This window comes from Amycolatopsis sp. A133 (assembly GCF_031082405.1).
Taxonomy (GTDB): domain Bacteria; phylum Actinomycetota; class Actinomycetes; order Mycobacteriales; family Pseudonocardiaceae; genus Amycolatopsis.
In genome coordinates, this window is sequence record NZ_JAVHJU010000007.1 from 226,639 (window position 1) to 240,248 (window position 13,610).

A 13,610-nucleotide genomic window follows, 5' to 3' on the forward strand; every position below is an offset into this window, starting at 1 on the left:
GACCACAATCGGGTGACAGCTCGCTTATCCTGTTGCCCGAAGTCATTGGGTGACTGCGACGCGTGCCGGGGGCCCCGATGGACCAATCCCGAAGACTCACGTGGCTGCTGACGTCGAGCGCGGCGTCCCACCTGGGGGACGGCATCGGCAAGGTGGCCCTGCCCCTGCTGGCCACGACGCTGACCCGCGACCCCGTGCTCATCGCCGGGCTGTCGGCCACCCAGTTCCTGCCGTGGCTGCTGTTCGCCGCGGTCGCCGGTGCGCTGGTCGACCGGATCGACCGGCGGCGCGCGATGATCGTCGCGAACACCGCCCGCGCCGCCGCGGTCGCCGCGCTGGCCGTGCTCGTCGCCGCCGGCGGCATGACGATCTGGCTGGTCTACCTGACGGCGCTGGTCATCGGAACGGCGGAGACGATCGCGGACAGCGCGGCGAACGCCCTGATCCCGGCGGTCGTCGGCGACGGTTCGCTCGACGCCGCCAACAGCAAGCTGCAGGCCTGCGAGATCGTCGGCCAGACGTTCCTCGGCGGCCCGGTCGGCAGTTTGACGTTCGCGCTCTTCGCCGCCTTCCCATTCATCCTCAACTCCGCGGGCTTCGCGATCGCGGCCGCGGTGCTGCTCGGGCTGGCGGGCACCTACCGCGGGAAGGCGGAAACGCCGGTCCGGCCGGCGAAGCTGCGCACCGAGCTCGCCGACGGCCTGCGCTGGCTGCGCGGGCACCCGCTGCTGCTGCGGCTGGTCGTCGTGGCCGGGCTGCTCAGCCTGGTGAGCGAGCTCGCGCAGGCCCAGCTGGTGCTGTACGCGCTCGAGGACCTCCACCTGTCCGACGCCACCTTCGGGTTCTTCGCGTTCGTCGGCGGGATCGGCGGCCTGCTCGGCGCGGGCCTCGCGCCGCGGCTGGTGCGGGCCACCGGCCGGCTCACGGTCGTCGTCGGCGGGATCGCCTGCTGCGGCCTCGGGTTCGGCGGGATGGGCCTGGTGCGCTCGCCGGTCGCGGGCGCGGCGCTGTTCGGCCTGTTCGCGGCCGCGGTGGTGGCGGTGAACGTCGTGCTCGCGACGGCCCGGCACACGCTGGTGCCCGGCGAGCTGCTCGGCCGGGTGCTCGGGGTGTGGCGCACGGTCGTCTGGGGCGCGATCCCGGTGGGCGCGCTGCTCGGTGGCGTGCTGACCGAGCGGCTCGGCACGGCCGCACGGACGTTCGCGGTGTCCGGGCCGGCCATGCTGGTGATCGCCGGGTTCGCGTTCGGCGCGCTGCGGCGCAGCCGGCTCGGTGACAAATCGGACTCAGCCGCGGCGCTGACGCACCACGATCCGGGATTGTGAGCTGAAATAGCTCCTCACCCAGGTGGTGAGGAGGCAGTCATGCGCACCGTGGACCCGGGGACCGGCACCGACGCCGATCCCGATCCCGACTTCGACGAGCCTTCGGCCGAGTCCACGCCGCCCTCGCCGTCGCGCCGGCTGGCGGTGCTGTGCGCGGTGGCCGGGTTCGTGCTGGGCGGCAGCGTGCTCGGGCTGCTGTGGGGCTTGTCCGGGGTGCACGCCGGCGCGCTCGAAGACGCCGTCGCGGCGTGCCAGGCGCTCGACCGCGTGGGCGAGCTGCCCGACACGAGCCGGGACGCGCAGCCGTCGCTGACGCCCGGCCTCAGCTCGGAGCGGCTGCACCGGATGGTGGCGGCGCGCGAGCTGTCCGCGGCCGCCGCCCAGGTGAACGCGAACTACCAGCCGCTGGCCGACCACATCGACGGTGTCAGCCGGATGGTGCTCAGCCTGCACTTCAACGACATCTCCGGCCAGCGGCACTTGACCGAAGCCAAGGAAATCTGTGGCCGCATTTAGGCCGGGTGGACCGTCTTGACCGCGAGCTGGTTGCCGGGGATCTTCGTGCTGGCGCAGCCGGTGCCGTCGCTGGGCACGAAGTTCGACGCCGTCTCCTGCGGCAGGTAGATCCGCAGGCCCTTCACCGCCGTCGGCTGGCAGGTGCCCGGGTCGAAGTTCTGCACGTTGACGAACTGGATGTCGGCGGCGGCGGTCTGACCGGGGTTCAGCTTGACGGCGTTGCCCTTGGTGCCTTCGCGGAAGGCGTCCTTGCCGACCTGGTGCCCGTCCGAGCCGGCCACGTAGGACACGCCGGGGAACCCCTGGATGGTGCAGGGCTTCGCGCTGGAATTGGTGATGAGCAGCGGCTTGAACACCGAGCCGGCGCCCGCGTCGCCCCGGCCGAGCGACAGCTTGACGTCGCCGGACTTGCAGAGCCCGTTGTCCGCGGGCTGGGCGACCGGCGGTGCGGCCGGCGTCGAAGCCGGGCTCGACGTGGCGGTGGTGACCGTGGTGGTGGCCGTCGGCGACGTCGAGACCGACGGCGTCGAGCTGCTCGCCGCGGGCGTGGTGCCGCCGCTGCCGCAGGCGGAGAGCGCGAGAACGCCCGCCGAAGCCGCGACGACCGGGAACAACCGTGAAAGCTTCATGTCAATCGCCTCCCTGGTGTGGTGCTACTGGGTAGACGTACCGGGTCGCGGACGGGTTGGCTGGTTTCGTAAATTCCCCACCAAGCGTGTTCTAAACGTGACGAGATCACACGTTCGTGACCTTCAGAGCGGCGTGTCGACCCAGGTCAGGCAGCGCCACTGCCCCTCCGGCTCGGCCACCAGCTCCACGAGCCCCGTGTTCGGGATCAGCGCCGCGTTGGCGACGTCCGCGTGGACGTTCGGGGCCAGCCACTCCGCCGACAGCCGGATCGCGCCACCGTGGCTGACCAGGGCGATCACGCCGTCGGGGTCGGCCTGCTCGTGCTTGGCGCGCAGCCGGCCGACCGCGTCCAGCATCCGCGTGCGCACGCTCGTGCCGCTCTCGCCGCCGGGCAGCGCCGGGGCCAGCTCGCCGAGCGTCCAGCGCCGGACCGTGTCCATGTAGGTCCGGATCGACGCGTGGTCGGTCGCCCCCTCCAGGTCACCCGCGACGACCTCGTGCACCCCGTCGACGACCTGCACGTCCAGGGAGAACCGCGCGGCCAGCGGGGCCGCCGTCTGCTGGGCGCGCGTCGCCTGCGACGCGTACACCGCGACCAGCGGTTCCCCGGCGAGCCGCGTGGCGAGGGACTCCGCCTGCCGACGGCCGAGATCGGTCAGCGGCGGGCCGGGCAGGGCGGTGTCCAGCGCGCCGCGGACGTTCCCGTCGGTCTGACCGTGGCGGATGAGCAGCAGCCTCACGCCAGGTCCCCCTTGCGGACCGCGTCGGCCCACACGGCCGCTTCGACGAAGTCGTCGTTGCCGAAGCCGGGCTCGATCGTGGTGCGGATCCCGTCGGCCCGCGGGTGCGAGCCGAGGAACCGCAGCTGGCGGCAGTGCCGGCGCAACGCCGTCAGGGCGTCCAGGACCCGCGGCTCGGCCACGTGGCCCTCGAAGTCGATGAAGAAGCGGTACTCGCCGAAGTTGCTGCGCGTCGGCCGGGCGTCGAGCCGGGTCAGGTTGATGCCGCGGCTGGCCAGCTCGGTGAGCAGCTCGGCGAGCGTGCCGGTGCGGTTCGCGGCCGCGGCGACCACGGACGTCCGGTCGGCGCCGGTCGGCTCCGGCAGCTCGCCCGGCGGGCGCACGAGCAGGAACCGCGTCGCCGCGTCGCCGACGTCGGCGACCTCGGTGGCCAGCACCTCCAGGGCGTAGTGCTCGGCCGCTACCGGCGCGCAGACCGCCGCGTCGAAGTCGCCCTCCAGCACGCCGACCGCGGCGGCGGACGTCGAGGACGACGCCACCGGGTGCGCGCCCGGTAGGTTCGCCTCGAGCCACTCGCGGACCTGGGCCAGCGCGTGCGGGTGGCTGGCGACGGTCCGGATCTCCCCGCCACCGGGCCGGGTCAGCACGCTGAAGTGGATCGGCAGGATGGCCTCGGCGACGGCGACCAGCGGAGTCGCTTCGCTGAGCGCGTCAAGCGTGGCGGGCACCACGCCTTCGACCGAGTTCTCGATGGGGACGCACGCCGCGTCCGCCTCGCCCTCGCGGACGGCCGTCATCGCCAGCCGGACGGTCTCGACCGGAATCAGCTCTTCGCCGGCGGCGAGCACCCGCGCGGCCTGTTCGGTGAAGGTCCCTCGGGGGCCGAAGTATGCGATCCGTGACACAGCACCCAGGCTACGGGGCCCGGCCGTGGCGACATTCACTCGGACAGCCGGTACGGGAACCGGTTACGCCGGGTGGCATTTTTTGCGATGCTGGGAGCGTGACCGCCGAATCGGGCACGCACCCCGGCCGTGAGGGCGTCCAGTCGCCGACCTCTCCCCGCGCACCGGAACTGGTGCTGTGCGCCGTCGATGAACCACTCGCCGATGCCTGGACCGCCGCCGCCCGGAAGCTGGCCGGCCGGGTCCGGGTGCACCGCGGGTCGGTGCTCGACGTCGTCGCCCAGGCGGTGGTCAGCCCGGCCAACTCCTACGGCTGGATGCGCGGCGGCATCGACGCCGTCTACGCGCAGGCGTTCCCGGGCGTGGAGCAGAGCGTCCGCAGCGCTGTCCTCGCCTTCCACGGCGGTGAGCTGCCGATCGGCGACGCCGTGGTGGTGCCGACCGGCGAAGCCCAGCCGGCGTGGTTGATCAGCGCGCCGACGATGCGGGAGCCTGGTGAGCTGCTGCCCGCCGACACCGTCCACCCGTACCTCGCCGCCCGCGCGGTGTTCCTGACGTGGCGCGACGGACAGCTCGACCACGGCCCGGTGCGCGAGGTCGTCGACACGATCGCGATGCCCGGGCTCGGCACCGGCGTCGGCGGAGTCGCCCCTGAAACCTGCGCCCGGCAGGTCGCCGCGGCCTGGGACGAAGTCTTCGGAAAGCGTGACGCTCGGTGATCACCCCTAGTTAGGGGGTGGACTACGTCACAGCGCTTTAACCGGCCGCAAGCCCTACCGTTGAGCACGCAGGTTAAACGTCCGCAGTGACATCCGGGGCTCCGCCCCGGGCCGGGGGCGCCGCCACCCGGGCCCCCGCGGGACAGTCGGTGCAGGCGACGGCCGGAGGAGTGTGCGATGACCCGGGTCCGCGAACTCAGCCCGTATGTCGAGCTGCACCGGGAACAATGGAAAGAACTGCGGAGTTCGACTCCGCTGCCACTGACCGCGGCCGAGCTGCTGCGGCTGCGCGGCCTCGGCGAGCAGGTCGACCTGGCCGAGGTGGCCGACGTCTACCTGCCGCTGTCCCGCCTGATCAACCTGCAGGTCGCCGCCCGCCAGCGGCTCTACGAAGCGACGACGACGTTCCTCGGTGACGACTCCCGCGGCACGAAGGTCCCGTTCGTGATCGGCATCGCCGGCAGCGTCGCGGTCGGCAAGTCGACCACCGCCCGCATCCTGCGCACGCTGCTCGCCCGCTGGCCGGACCACCCCCGCGTCGACCTGGTCACCACCGACGGCTTCCTCTACCCGCGCGCCGAGCTGATGCGGCGCGGGATCATGCACCGCAAGGGCTTCCCGGAGAGCTACGACCGCCGGGCCCTGCTGCGGTTCGTCACCGAGGTCAAGTCGGGCGCCGAGCGCGTCGCCGCGCCGGTGTACTCGCACCTGGCCTACGACATCCTGCCCGGCCAGGAGCAGGTGGTGCAGCAGCCGGACATCCTCATCGTCGAGGGCCTGAACGTGCTGCAGCCGGGGCCGCGGCTGATGGTGTCCGACCTCTTCGACTTCTCCATCTACGTCGACGCGCACACCGACGACATCCAGCGCTGGTACGTCGAGCGGTTCCTCGAGCTGCGGCACACGGCGTTCGCGGACCCGGCGTCGCACTTCCACCACTTCGCCGGCCTGCCCGACGACGAGGCCCGCGCCGAGGCCCGGCACCTGTGGCACTCCATCAACGAGCCGAACCTGATGGAGAACATCAAGCCGACGCGGCCGCGGGCGACGCTGGTGCTGCGCAAGGACTGCGACCACGCCATCAACCGGGTCCGCCTGCGCAAGCTCTGACCCGTCACGCACCGCGTCACCCACATGCTCGACATTCGCACGCTGCGCGAGCGTCCGGCCACGATTCGTTGCGCCCTGGCGACTCTCCGCGCCGGAATCCGGCCGATCGGCCGAGGTGCGCCGTTCAGCCGTAACCGGTTGGCCGATACCCCCGGCCGCCTGCGAAAGCGACCCTGAAGGAGTCAGGAAAACGGCTCTGAGCTGGGGAGGAGGCCCACGATGTTCTCGATGATCCTCACGTGGGTCGGTGCGGTGCTCGGTCTGGCGTTGCTGATCGCGATGGCCGCCGGAACGTTCGTAGTCGACTTCGACGACAAGTTGCAGGAACGCCGCCGCAAAGCGAAGCCGGTCGAACCGGCAGGCCCCCTCCCCTAGGCGTCAGAGTTCGGCCAGCGCCTCGAGGTAGGCGTCGGCGTCGTATTCGAGGTTTTCCCCGTCCAGCAGGCTGTTTTCCAGCGCGTCGATCAGCTGCTCGAAGATCTCGTCGCGGTCGAGCTCGCCCTCCTGGAGGCGCTCGACGGCCGGCCAGACCTCGGCGGGCTCGTTGTCCCACAGCTGGTCGACGATCGTCGCGCGCAGGATCAGCCGCTGCTCTTCCTCGTCCTCGTCGGCCTCGGCGATGACGAGCGCCCGGCGCTGGTCGGGGTCGGTCGGGTCGAGGTCGACCTCTTCCTCGTCGATCTCCGTGGTCGTCGTCGGCACGGCGAACATCCGGCGCTCGAGCGCGTCGGCCAGTTCGGTCGGCGACAGGTCGTCGGTGTCGGCGAAGTAGCGCTCCAGCGGTGAGTCGTCATCGTCGCCGTATTCACTCAGGTAGTCGGCGACGGCCTCGTCGAGGGCGGCGATCGCGGTCTCGGTCAGCCCGGCCCGCTCGCCCGTCCACTGCACCCAGGCCAGCACGACCCGCTCCACGGCGTCTTCGTGGTCGGCGTCGAGCTCGTACTCCTCGCCCAGCAGACCCTCGAGGAACCGGGCGATCTTCTCCGGCCCGACGCGCAGCGGGTTGCCGGGGTCGGTGCGCAGGCCGTGCTCCAGCAGCAGGCCACCGAGCGTGCGGGCGGCTTCGGCGTCCTCACCGCTCGCCGCGACGAACTGCTCGACGACGGCGGCGCGCTCGGCCTCGGACCACTCGGCCACCTCGGGCACGAGCGCGGGCTCCGGCAGCGCCCGGCACCAGAGGAGCGCGACCGCGTGGAAGCGGGCGTAGTCCTCGCTGACGTCGGCCTCGTCGAGGTGGTCGGTGGCGGCGAGGCCGTCCGCGATCAGCCGGTGGGCCTCGGCGGGGTCGACCGCCTCGAAGACGACCAGTTCCGGGTCGGCGTCGGACTGCTCCCGCATTTCGGCGAGGACGTCGGCGGGCTTGTCGATCACGACGAGGTCCCGGACCCGGCCGCCCTCGGTGAAGTCGAGCAGCGCGAGCAGGCCGTACGCCTGGTCGCCGTGGGAGAAGACGCAGAGCAGGGACGACTCGTCGCCGTAGACGTCACCGGTCCGCCAGCACTCGCCGGCGGTGATCCGGCCCAGCCCGGCGGCCCAGGCGGGCTGGGGGATGCCGCGGCCGAGGACGACCTGCAGCCCCGCGTCGGCGGCCTTGCGTTCGACGTCGGTCTCCGCGACGACCTTCAGCGCGGCCAGTAGCGCGGCGGCCCCCGGGGTGATCTTGCGCTGCGCGAAGGCGATGAGCTCCAGGCCGAGCGGCTCTTCGCCGTCCTCGACGGGCAGGTCGTGGAACTGGCCGAGCACCTCGGAGGCGAGCAGCTCGACGTCGGCGGGCGCGGGGTCGGCGCCCAGCGCCGAGAAGTCGTTCAGAACGTCCTTGAACAGGCCGGTCACGCTGTGCGTGACGGGCTGCGGCGGCTTCTTGCGGGCGCGACTGACCGGGCTCATGCCGTCATGCTTTCACCTCACCGCAAGCCGGTCGCGGTGGCCCTGGCGCGGGTCCCGCCGCTCGCTCGACGGGGAGGCGCCGAGCCGGACGACGGAACTGGGCCACCGCGACACTTGGCGCGCTCACGATGTCCCGGTGCACGTGTAACACCGGTTCTCCCGGGTCAACGAGGTGCGCGCGCGGAGGTTACGGCTTTGGGCAGGGCGATCCGGGCGGCCCGGATTTCCGTGATCAGCCGGGTTTTCCGCCGGTGGTTTTCCACCAGCGCGGCCAGGTAGGCGGTGAATTCGTCGGAGGTCCCGGCGCGCTTGTGCAAGGTGCGCAACAGCTTCAGCCGGCGCGCGGCTTCCCGGTAGGCCTGCGGGTCCTTGCGTTCGATGAGCTCGTCGACCTGCTCGCGGAAGACGGGGATCGTCTCGGCCGGGTGCTCGGCCGCCCGTTGTTCCGCCAGCTCGAGCTTGAGCTCGCCGGACGCGCCGAACCGCACGCAGGCCCGCCAGGCTTCGTCCGGGCGGCCGTCGTCGAGCAGGACGCGGACGAGCTCGCCGGCCTGCTCGGCACCCTCGGCGGCGCGTTCGCGCAGGCACGCCAGCGCGTCCCGGCGCTGCACCGTCCACTTCCCCTCGGCCTGCGCGGCTTCGCGGAGAGCTGTGTAGGTCTCTCGCCCCGGCTTGGCGTCGAACTCCCGGCGACGCCGGGAGGTTTTGTCCTCGGGCCCGGGTGGCGGCGGGTGCTTGTCGTGGGTGAGCGCGCGGGCGGCGTGCGCGATGGCCTCGCTGTGCCGCCCGGCGGCCCGCAGCACGCGGACGATCTTGAGGCTGACGTCCACGCGCGGCGGCTTGGCCGACAGGATCGCCACCAGCTCGTCGACGTCGCCGAGCACCTCGGCCAGCTGCTCCCGGAGCCGTTCGGCCACGTCACGGCGGTGGCCGGGGCCGTTCGCCGCGAGCACGTCGTCCACAGTGGACTTGATCCGCTTGAGCCCCGGCTCGCCCAGCGCCGTCGCGAACTCGGCGAGGTCGATCACCGGACGGCCGGGGCCGTCGAACTCGACTTCGAGGATCCAGTCGGCCAGCTTCTCCGGGTCCGGCGGCCGGGCGGCGCACGCGCGGGCGTAGAGCTCCACGGCCCGGTCGAGCCGGTCGGCCAGGTCGCCGGCGTGGTCGCCGGACTGCTCCAGGACCTCGCTGATGTCGTCGACCGTGCGCCGGGCCAGCGGGGCCAGGTCGGCGCGGCTGCCGGCGTCGAGCATCCGCTGCAGCGTGTCGAGGACGGCGCCGATCTTCGCGGTGTACTCGACGTTCCCGTCGGTCACCGCCGTGTCCAGCAGCCGGTGCGCCTCGCTGACGTCACCGGATTGGGTGGCGGCGCGCAGTTCGAGCGAATGCCGCAGCTCCGGGTCGCGCTCAGCCTGGGCGAGCAGCAGGTCCGCCAGCGTCTCCGCGTCCAAAGTGCGCAGGTAGGGGCGAAGATCCGAGGGGGGACTCACGCGCATCAGTCTGCCCGAAGCCCGCAGCCACGCGTGTGGGCCAACCGCGTGCTCTTTTCGGAGTAATCAGTGACGTTACGTGATCGTCTCATCGACGGCGCAGGTCGTCGAGCACGGCTTTCAGCGGCCACGGCTCCGGCAGGCCCGGCCGTCGTGACCGTGCGTGGCGGGGTCGCGGGATGGCCGGGCGGACGGTCGGCACCATGATCGGGACCACCGGCACCGGCACCCGCGCCACCAGCCGCCGGACCACCACCATCAGGAGCCCGGCGAACAGCAGGAGCGCCGTCCCCGCCGCGAGGGCGCCGGCGAGGGTGCGGCGGCCGTCGTCGAGCGTCAGCTGCACCGCGTACTGGCTCTGCTGCGTGTACAGCAGCCCGAGCCGGCCGGAGACGGCGTAGGCGGCGCTGCGCCACGCGGACTCGGGTACCGGCAGCGGTTCAGCAGCCGTGAAGGCGTTCTCGGCCGCGGCCAGCTTGCTCCATTCGGCGCTGCGCGTGAGCGATTCGTAAGCCATCCGGCCACTCTCGGTGAGCTGCGGAACGACCCGGGCCAGCTCGGCCCGGTAGGAGGCCACGGCGGAGGTGAACGACCCGCGGGTCACGTTGTCGAGCCCGGCCAGCGCGAGGGAATCGGAGCGATCCATGCCTTCGGCGACGGAAAGCAGCTCGACGGCGGTCGTCTGCTGGTAGGCGGACTCGGCGTCCGGAGCGTGGCGCGCGTAGTCGCGCAGACCGGCGATGGCGGATTCGATCCGCTGGGTGTAGGCCGCGTACGCGGCGCTCCGCTGGTCGGGCGCGGCCATCGCCGCGCTCCGCTCGCCTTGCAACGCGACCACCGCGCGGGCCGTCCGGTCCGCGACGACCGCCGTCTCCATGGCCGCATCGCGGGTCCGAACCGCTTGGTGGACCAGCAAAACCGCGATCACCGCGGCCACGACGACGAGCGCGCCGCCGGGGATGAAGGCGATGCCCAGCATGCGGCCGCGGACGGATCGCAGGTACTTCAAGACGTTCCCTTCCCAGCCTTGGGCCCCGCAAGCATCCCGACAAAGTTCAACCTATTGAGTGAGAGATTTACCGGTCAACGCCAATCCGCCATACGGCCGTTAGCGCTCGGTGACTACGGGGACAATCACGTCCGTGACCTTCGACGACGTGACCCAGCGCCTGCGCGGTTTCGCCGCGGCCCGCTCCTGGGAGCCGTACCACACCCCGAAGAACCTCGTGATGGCGCTTTCCGGCGAGGTCGGCGAGCTGACCTCGCTGTTCCAGTGGCTCACGCCGGAGGAGTCCGACGCGTGGCGCGAGGACCCCGCGCTGGAGGGGAAGGTGCTGGACGAGATCGCGGACGTGACGCTGTACCTGTTGCAGCTGGCCGACCGCCTCGGCGTCGACCTGGCGGAGGCGGCGCACGCGAAGATCGACCGCAACGAGGTCCGCTTCCCGCCGCCGGCCCAGACCCGGAACACCTAGCCCCAGAAGACCCCGCCGGGGTTACGGTCGATCTCGTCGAGCAGCGCGGGCGGCGTGCTGGCGACCGGGGCGTCCGGGTAGCTCAGCCACCGCCCGTTGCGATCGGCCCACCACACCGACCAGATGCCGAATTCGTCGAGCCGCAGCTGCGCGATCTTCTGCTCGGTCCACTCGGGACCGGCGTTCGGTGACCAGGGCGCGCGGCGTTCGACGATCGTCACCGCGCGGCCCCGCGTCCGGCACTCGACCCGGATCCGGTCCTGGAGGTGCTCGGGGACGCGCTGGGCGCACCACCGTTCGATCTGCCGCAGCGCGAGCTCCGGAATAGCCGCCATGGTGCCAGTGAACCGGGTCCCGTTCAGCCCGGCCGCACGGGGTCACCGGCAAGCGCCGCGAGCACGGCTTCTCTCACCGCGGCGCCGGCTCGGCGAGCCACCAGCCGCCGAGCAAGGCGCCAACTCCGAGCGCGGCGAGGAAGATCCCCGCGGCCAGCGGCGTCCCGCCGAACATCGCAAGAACGACGACAAGCATCAGCAGCAGCCCGGCCCCCATCAGGATCCGGCCGCCGACGAGCCTTGGCACCGCGGCCTTCGCCGGGGCCGGCGGTGCGGGCGGCGGCTCGAAGCCGAGTGCCACCGGTGCGGCACCGATGTCGAGGACGACGGCGCCGAGCTCGGTGGCCCGCGCCAGCCGGGGCTCGTCGGCGGGCACGGTCGCGTCGGCCACCAGGTGGGTGACACTCGCGGTCAGCTTCTTGGCCAGCCGGCCGCCCTCGGCGAGGACCCGCGCGCGCAGCCGGTCCGCCGCCACGGTGGTGCCCAGCACCAGCACCCGGGTCGGCTTCCCGCCCGCGGAGGGCCGCAGGTCGCCGGCCTCGGCGACACCGAGCGCGGTCGCCACCTGCCGCAGCTCGCGCGCTTCCGCGGTGGTCACGACGCCGTCCCGTTCCGCGATCGTCCGCAGCGCGGTCACGAGCTGCTCGTGCGTCGACCGCACCTGCGCTTCGGTCAACCCGGCCTCGCCCGCCGCCGCGGCCAAGACCGCCACCTCGTCCGGGGTGAGGTGCTGATCGGCGATGACCCCGGCGAGCAGATCCAGGTAGGCGTCCCCGCTCCCGCCGCCGGCGATCCGCTCGACGGCCTCGGCCATCCACCCCGGCTCGGCGGCAGACTCCTCGGCGCGGGGAAGCAGCCGGCCGGCGGCGAACCGCGGCAGGCCGGGGAAGACCGGCGGCGACGCGAACGTCAGGCCGTACCGCCCGAACAGGACGGTCGCCAGCCGGGCGATCGTCCTCGCCCCGGACAAGGCCGAAGGCCCGGTGGGCACGCCGAGGGCGTGCGCCACGGTCGCCGGCCGGTAGTTGGGCAGCCGCACCACCGACTGGGCGGCCGCCAACGTCGAGACACCCGGCAGTGCGGGCAGCCGGACGCCGAGGAGCCCGATTTCGCGGTCGAGGAAAGCCTCGGTGAAGGCCGGATCGTGCGTCACGACCACGCTGCCGGCGCACAGGTCGAGCAGCGGACCCAGCACCTCGCCGAACGACGGTGCGTCATCGAGTTCGCCGCGCGTGATGCCGTGCACGAGCGCGGTACCAAGGGGAATTGCGGCTCCCGGGTCGACCAGCGTCGAAAGCTCACCGGCGAACGAGCCGTCGGCGTCGACCCGCACGGCGGCGAGCTCGACGACGCGGCCCGGGCGCAACCCGGTGGTCCGGATGTCCACGGCGGTGAAGCCGACGCCGTGCGCGGGATGGCCGCCGGCGGCGAGCAGCGGGAGTAATTCGATCACGTCCGCAGGTCGTTTCCCGCTCGGCCGTTGTGACAGCTTTTCGGCGGGCGAGCGTGGTTCGTGACGTGATCGTGACGGCAACATTCCGCCGGATAACGACTGATGGTCGATCACGAGCTCCCGCGTAACAACGGCGGGAGATTTCCCGAGTACACCGTCAGCACGTCGCTCGAGGAACGAGGAAATCCCGCATGCAGCCGAAGAAACGCTTTCCGAACTGGCTGAAGATCGTCCTGGCCGCGTTCACGGTCCTGTTCGTGCTCGGCGCGATCTTCGGGGAGGCACCCGAGCCGGAGGTCACGACCGCCGCCGCCCCCGTGTCCTCTACACCCCCGGCCACCAGCACTTCTCCGTCCACGACGCCGACGCCGGTGGCCGTCACCTACACCGTCGGCAGCGTGCCGGACGGCGCCACCGTCGTGGTCGCCGGCAGCGACGGCACCAGCAAAACGGTGCACGTCCTCGGCGTCATCGCCCCCCTCGTGAGCAACGGCTGTTACGCCGTGGAATCGCTCGCCTGGGCCACTTCGACGCTTTCCGGCAAAGCCGTCACGCTGGGCGCGGAAACGGCGCAAGGCATCGCACTGACGCTGGCCGACGGGCAGGACTACGCGACCCTGGCGATTCAGCAGGGCTATCTCAAGTACGCGGCCACCGCCGCATTGCCCGCGCTCGCCGCCACCGAATCCGTGGCGAAGCAGGCCGTCAGCGGGCTGTGGGGACCGCCGTGCCACGGGACCATCGACGCGCCCGCCCCGGCACCGGCGCCCACCCCCGCTCCGGTCGCGACCCCGAAGCCGGCGCCCGCCACCAAGGCGGCCCCGGCCACCAAGGCAGCTCCGGCCACCAAGGCGGCTCCGCCGCCGGCCGTGAAGACCACCGAAGAAGCACCGGCTCACAGCGCCTACTACGCGAACTGCTCCGCCGCGAAGGCCGCCGGCGCCGCGCCGTTGTACCGCGGCGAACCGGGTTACCGGTCCGGGCTCGACCGCGACGGCGACGGCGTCGCCTGCGAACGGTGATCT

15 protein-coding genes are annotated in these 13,610 nt (G+C 72.3%); 7 read left to right on the forward strand and 8 right to left on the reverse strand.

Going from position 1 to position 13,610, the window contains the following annotated elements; translation table 11 throughout:
• Nucleotides 1-77 precede the first annotated feature (77 nt).
• Both Q5425_RS09250 and Q5425_RS09255 read left to right on the forward strand, forming a co-directional pair.
• On the forward strand, nt 78-1,325 hold the full coding sequence (locus Q5425_RS09250; protein ID WP_308671705.1) for an MFS transporter: 1,248 nt from the start codon (nt 78-80) through the stop codon (nt 1,323-1,325).
• Nucleotides 1,326-1,364: 39 nt separating this feature from the next.
• Entirely contained in the window at nt 1,365-1,841 is a 477-nt protein-coding gene (locus Q5425_RS09255; protein ID WP_308671706.1) for a hypothetical protein, read from the forward strand.
• Here the strand turns inward: Q5425_RS09255 and Q5425_RS09260 are convergent.
• The 3 genes from Q5425_RS09260 to pheA form a co-directional block, all read right to left on the reverse strand.
• Nucleotides 1,838-2,476: a DUF4232 domain-containing protein gene (locus Q5425_RS09260; RefSeq protein WP_308671945.1), complete on the reverse strand. Its 639-nt coding sequence runs from the start codon at nt 2,474-2,476 to the stop codon at nt 1,838-1,840. The two genes, Q5425_RS09255 and Q5425_RS09260, sit on opposite strands and share 4 nt — an antisense overlap.
• 117 nt (nt 2,477-2,593) lie before the next feature.
• The gene (locus tag Q5425_RS09265) at nt 2,594-3,211 is read right to left on the reverse strand and encodes a histidine phosphatase family protein (RefSeq protein WP_308671707.1); all 618 of its coding nucleotides are present in this window, start codon (nt 3,209-3,211) and stop codon (nt 2,594-2,596) included.
• On the reverse strand, nt 3,208-4,116 hold the full coding sequence (gene pheA / locus Q5425_RS09270; protein ID WP_308671708.1) for a prephenate dehydratase: 909 nt from the start codon (nt 4,114-4,116) through the stop codon (nt 3,208-3,210). The genes Q5425_RS09265 and pheA overlap by 4 nt, the downstream gene beginning before the upstream one ends.
• 98 nt (nt 4,117-4,214) lie before the next feature.
• Between pheA and Q5425_RS09275 the strand changes: the two genes are divergently transcribed.
• The 3 genes from Q5425_RS09275 (at nt 4,215) to Q5425_RS09285 (ending at nt 6,320) form a co-directional block, all read left to right on the forward strand.
• Nucleotides 4,215-4,835 (forward strand): macro domain-containing protein, encoded by a 621-nt coding sequence (locus Q5425_RS09275; RefSeq protein ID WP_308671709.1) that lies wholly within the window; start codon nt 4,215-4,217, stop codon nt 4,833-4,835.
• Between the two features lie 177 nt (nt 4,836-5,012).
• Nucleotides 5,013-5,945 carry a type I pantothenate kinase gene (gene coaA, locus Q5425_RS09280; RefSeq protein ID WP_103341605.1) on the forward strand — a complete coding sequence of 311 codons (933 nt, stop codon included), beginning with the start codon at nt 5,013-5,015 and terminating at the stop codon, nt 5,943-5,945.
• Nucleotides 5,946-6,164: 219 nt separating this feature from the next.
• Entirely contained in the window at nt 6,165-6,320 is a 156-nt protein-coding gene (locus Q5425_RS09285; RefSeq protein ID WP_308671710.1) for a hypothetical protein, read from the forward strand.
• Between the two features lie 3 nt (nt 6,321-6,323).
• Here the strand turns inward: Q5425_RS09285 and Q5425_RS09290 are convergent, their stop codons facing one another.
• The 3 genes from Q5425_RS09290 to Q5425_RS09300 form a co-directional block, all read right to left on the reverse strand.
• The gene (locus Q5425_RS09290) at nt 6,324-7,832 is read right to left on the reverse strand and encodes a hypothetical protein (protein ID WP_308671711.1); all 1,509 of its coding nucleotides are present in this window, start codon (nt 7,830-7,832) and stop codon (nt 6,324-6,326) included.
• A 164-nt stretch (nt 7,833-7,996) separates the two neighbouring features.
• Complete coding sequence (locus Q5425_RS09295; RefSeq protein ID WP_396135138.1) at nt 7,997-9,328, reverse strand: DUF6880 family protein; 1,332 nt, start codon at nt 9,326-9,328, stop codon at nt 7,997-7,999.
• An 82-nt stretch (nt 9,329-9,410) separates the two neighbouring features.
• On the reverse strand, nt 9,411-10,331 hold the full coding sequence (locus tag Q5425_RS09300) for a nitrate- and nitrite sensing domain-containing protein (protein ID WP_308671712.1): 921 nt from the start codon (nt 10,329-10,331) through the stop codon (nt 9,411-9,413).
• A 133-nt stretch (nt 10,332-10,464) separates the two neighbouring features.
• On the opposite strand from Q5425_RS09300, the gene Q5425_RS09305 reads away from it, so the two are divergent.
• Nucleotides 10,465-10,797: a nucleotide pyrophosphohydrolase gene (locus Q5425_RS09305; protein ID WP_308671713.1), complete on the forward strand. Its 333-nt coding sequence runs from the start codon at nt 10,465-10,467 to the stop codon at nt 10,795-10,797.
• Here the strand turns inward: Q5425_RS09305 and Q5425_RS09310 are convergent.
• A complete protein-coding gene (locus Q5425_RS09310; protein ID WP_308671714.1) occupies nt 10,794-11,132 on the reverse strand; it encodes a DUF3024 domain-containing protein in 339 nt (112 codons plus the stop codon). The genes Q5425_RS09305 and Q5425_RS09310 overlap by 4 nt on opposite strands.
• 73 nt (nt 11,133-11,205) lie before the next feature.
• Nucleotides 11,206-12,585 (reverse strand): exonuclease domain-containing protein, encoded by a 1,380-nt coding sequence (locus Q5425_RS09315; RefSeq protein ID WP_308671715.1) that lies wholly within the window; start codon nt 12,583-12,585, stop codon nt 11,206-11,208.
• A gap of 191 nt (nt 12,586-12,776) precedes the next feature.
• Here Q5425_RS09315 and Q5425_RS09320 point away from each other — a divergent pair, with 191 nt between their 5' ends.
• Complete coding sequence (locus Q5425_RS09320) at nt 12,777-13,607, forward strand: excalibur calcium-binding domain-containing protein (protein ID WP_308671716.1); 831 nt, start codon at nt 12,777-12,779, stop codon at nt 13,605-13,607.
• Nucleotides 13,608-13,610 lie beyond the last annotated feature (3 nt).

Bases quoted from the DNA above. Each gene is read 5' to 3' on its own strand.
- Q5425_RS09250 (WP_308671705.1), top strand. From the start codon at position 78: ATGGACCAATCCCGAAGACTCACGTGGCTGCTGACGTCGAGCGCGGCG.
- Q5425_RS09255 (WP_308671706.1), top strand. From the start codon at position 1,365: ATGCGCACCGTGGACCCGGGGACCGGCACCGACGCCGATCCCGATCCC.
- coaA (WP_103341605.1), top strand. From the start codon at position 5,013: ATGACCCGGGTCCGCGAACTCAGCCCGTATGTCGAGCTGCACCGGGAA.
- Q5425_RS09285 (WP_308671710.1), top strand. From the start codon at position 6,165: ATGTTCTCGATGATCCTCACGTGGGTCGGTGCGGTGCTCGGTCTGGCG.
- Q5425_RS09290 (WP_308671711.1), bottom strand. From the start codon at position 7,832: ATGAGCCCGGTCAGTCGCGCCCGCAAGAAGCCGCCGCAGCCCGTCACG.
- Q5425_RS09295 (WP_396135138.1), bottom strand. From the start codon at position 9,328: ATGCGCGTGAGTCCCCCCTCGGATCTTCGCCCCTACCTGCGCACTTTG.
- Q5425_RS09310 (WP_308671714.1), bottom strand. From the start codon at position 11,132: ATGGCGGCTATTCCGGAGCTCGCGCTGCGGCAGATCGAACGGTGGTGC.
- Q5425_RS09320 (WP_308671716.1), top strand. From the start codon at position 12,777: ATGCAGCCGAAGAAACGCTTTCCGAACTGGCTGAAGATCGTCCTGGCC.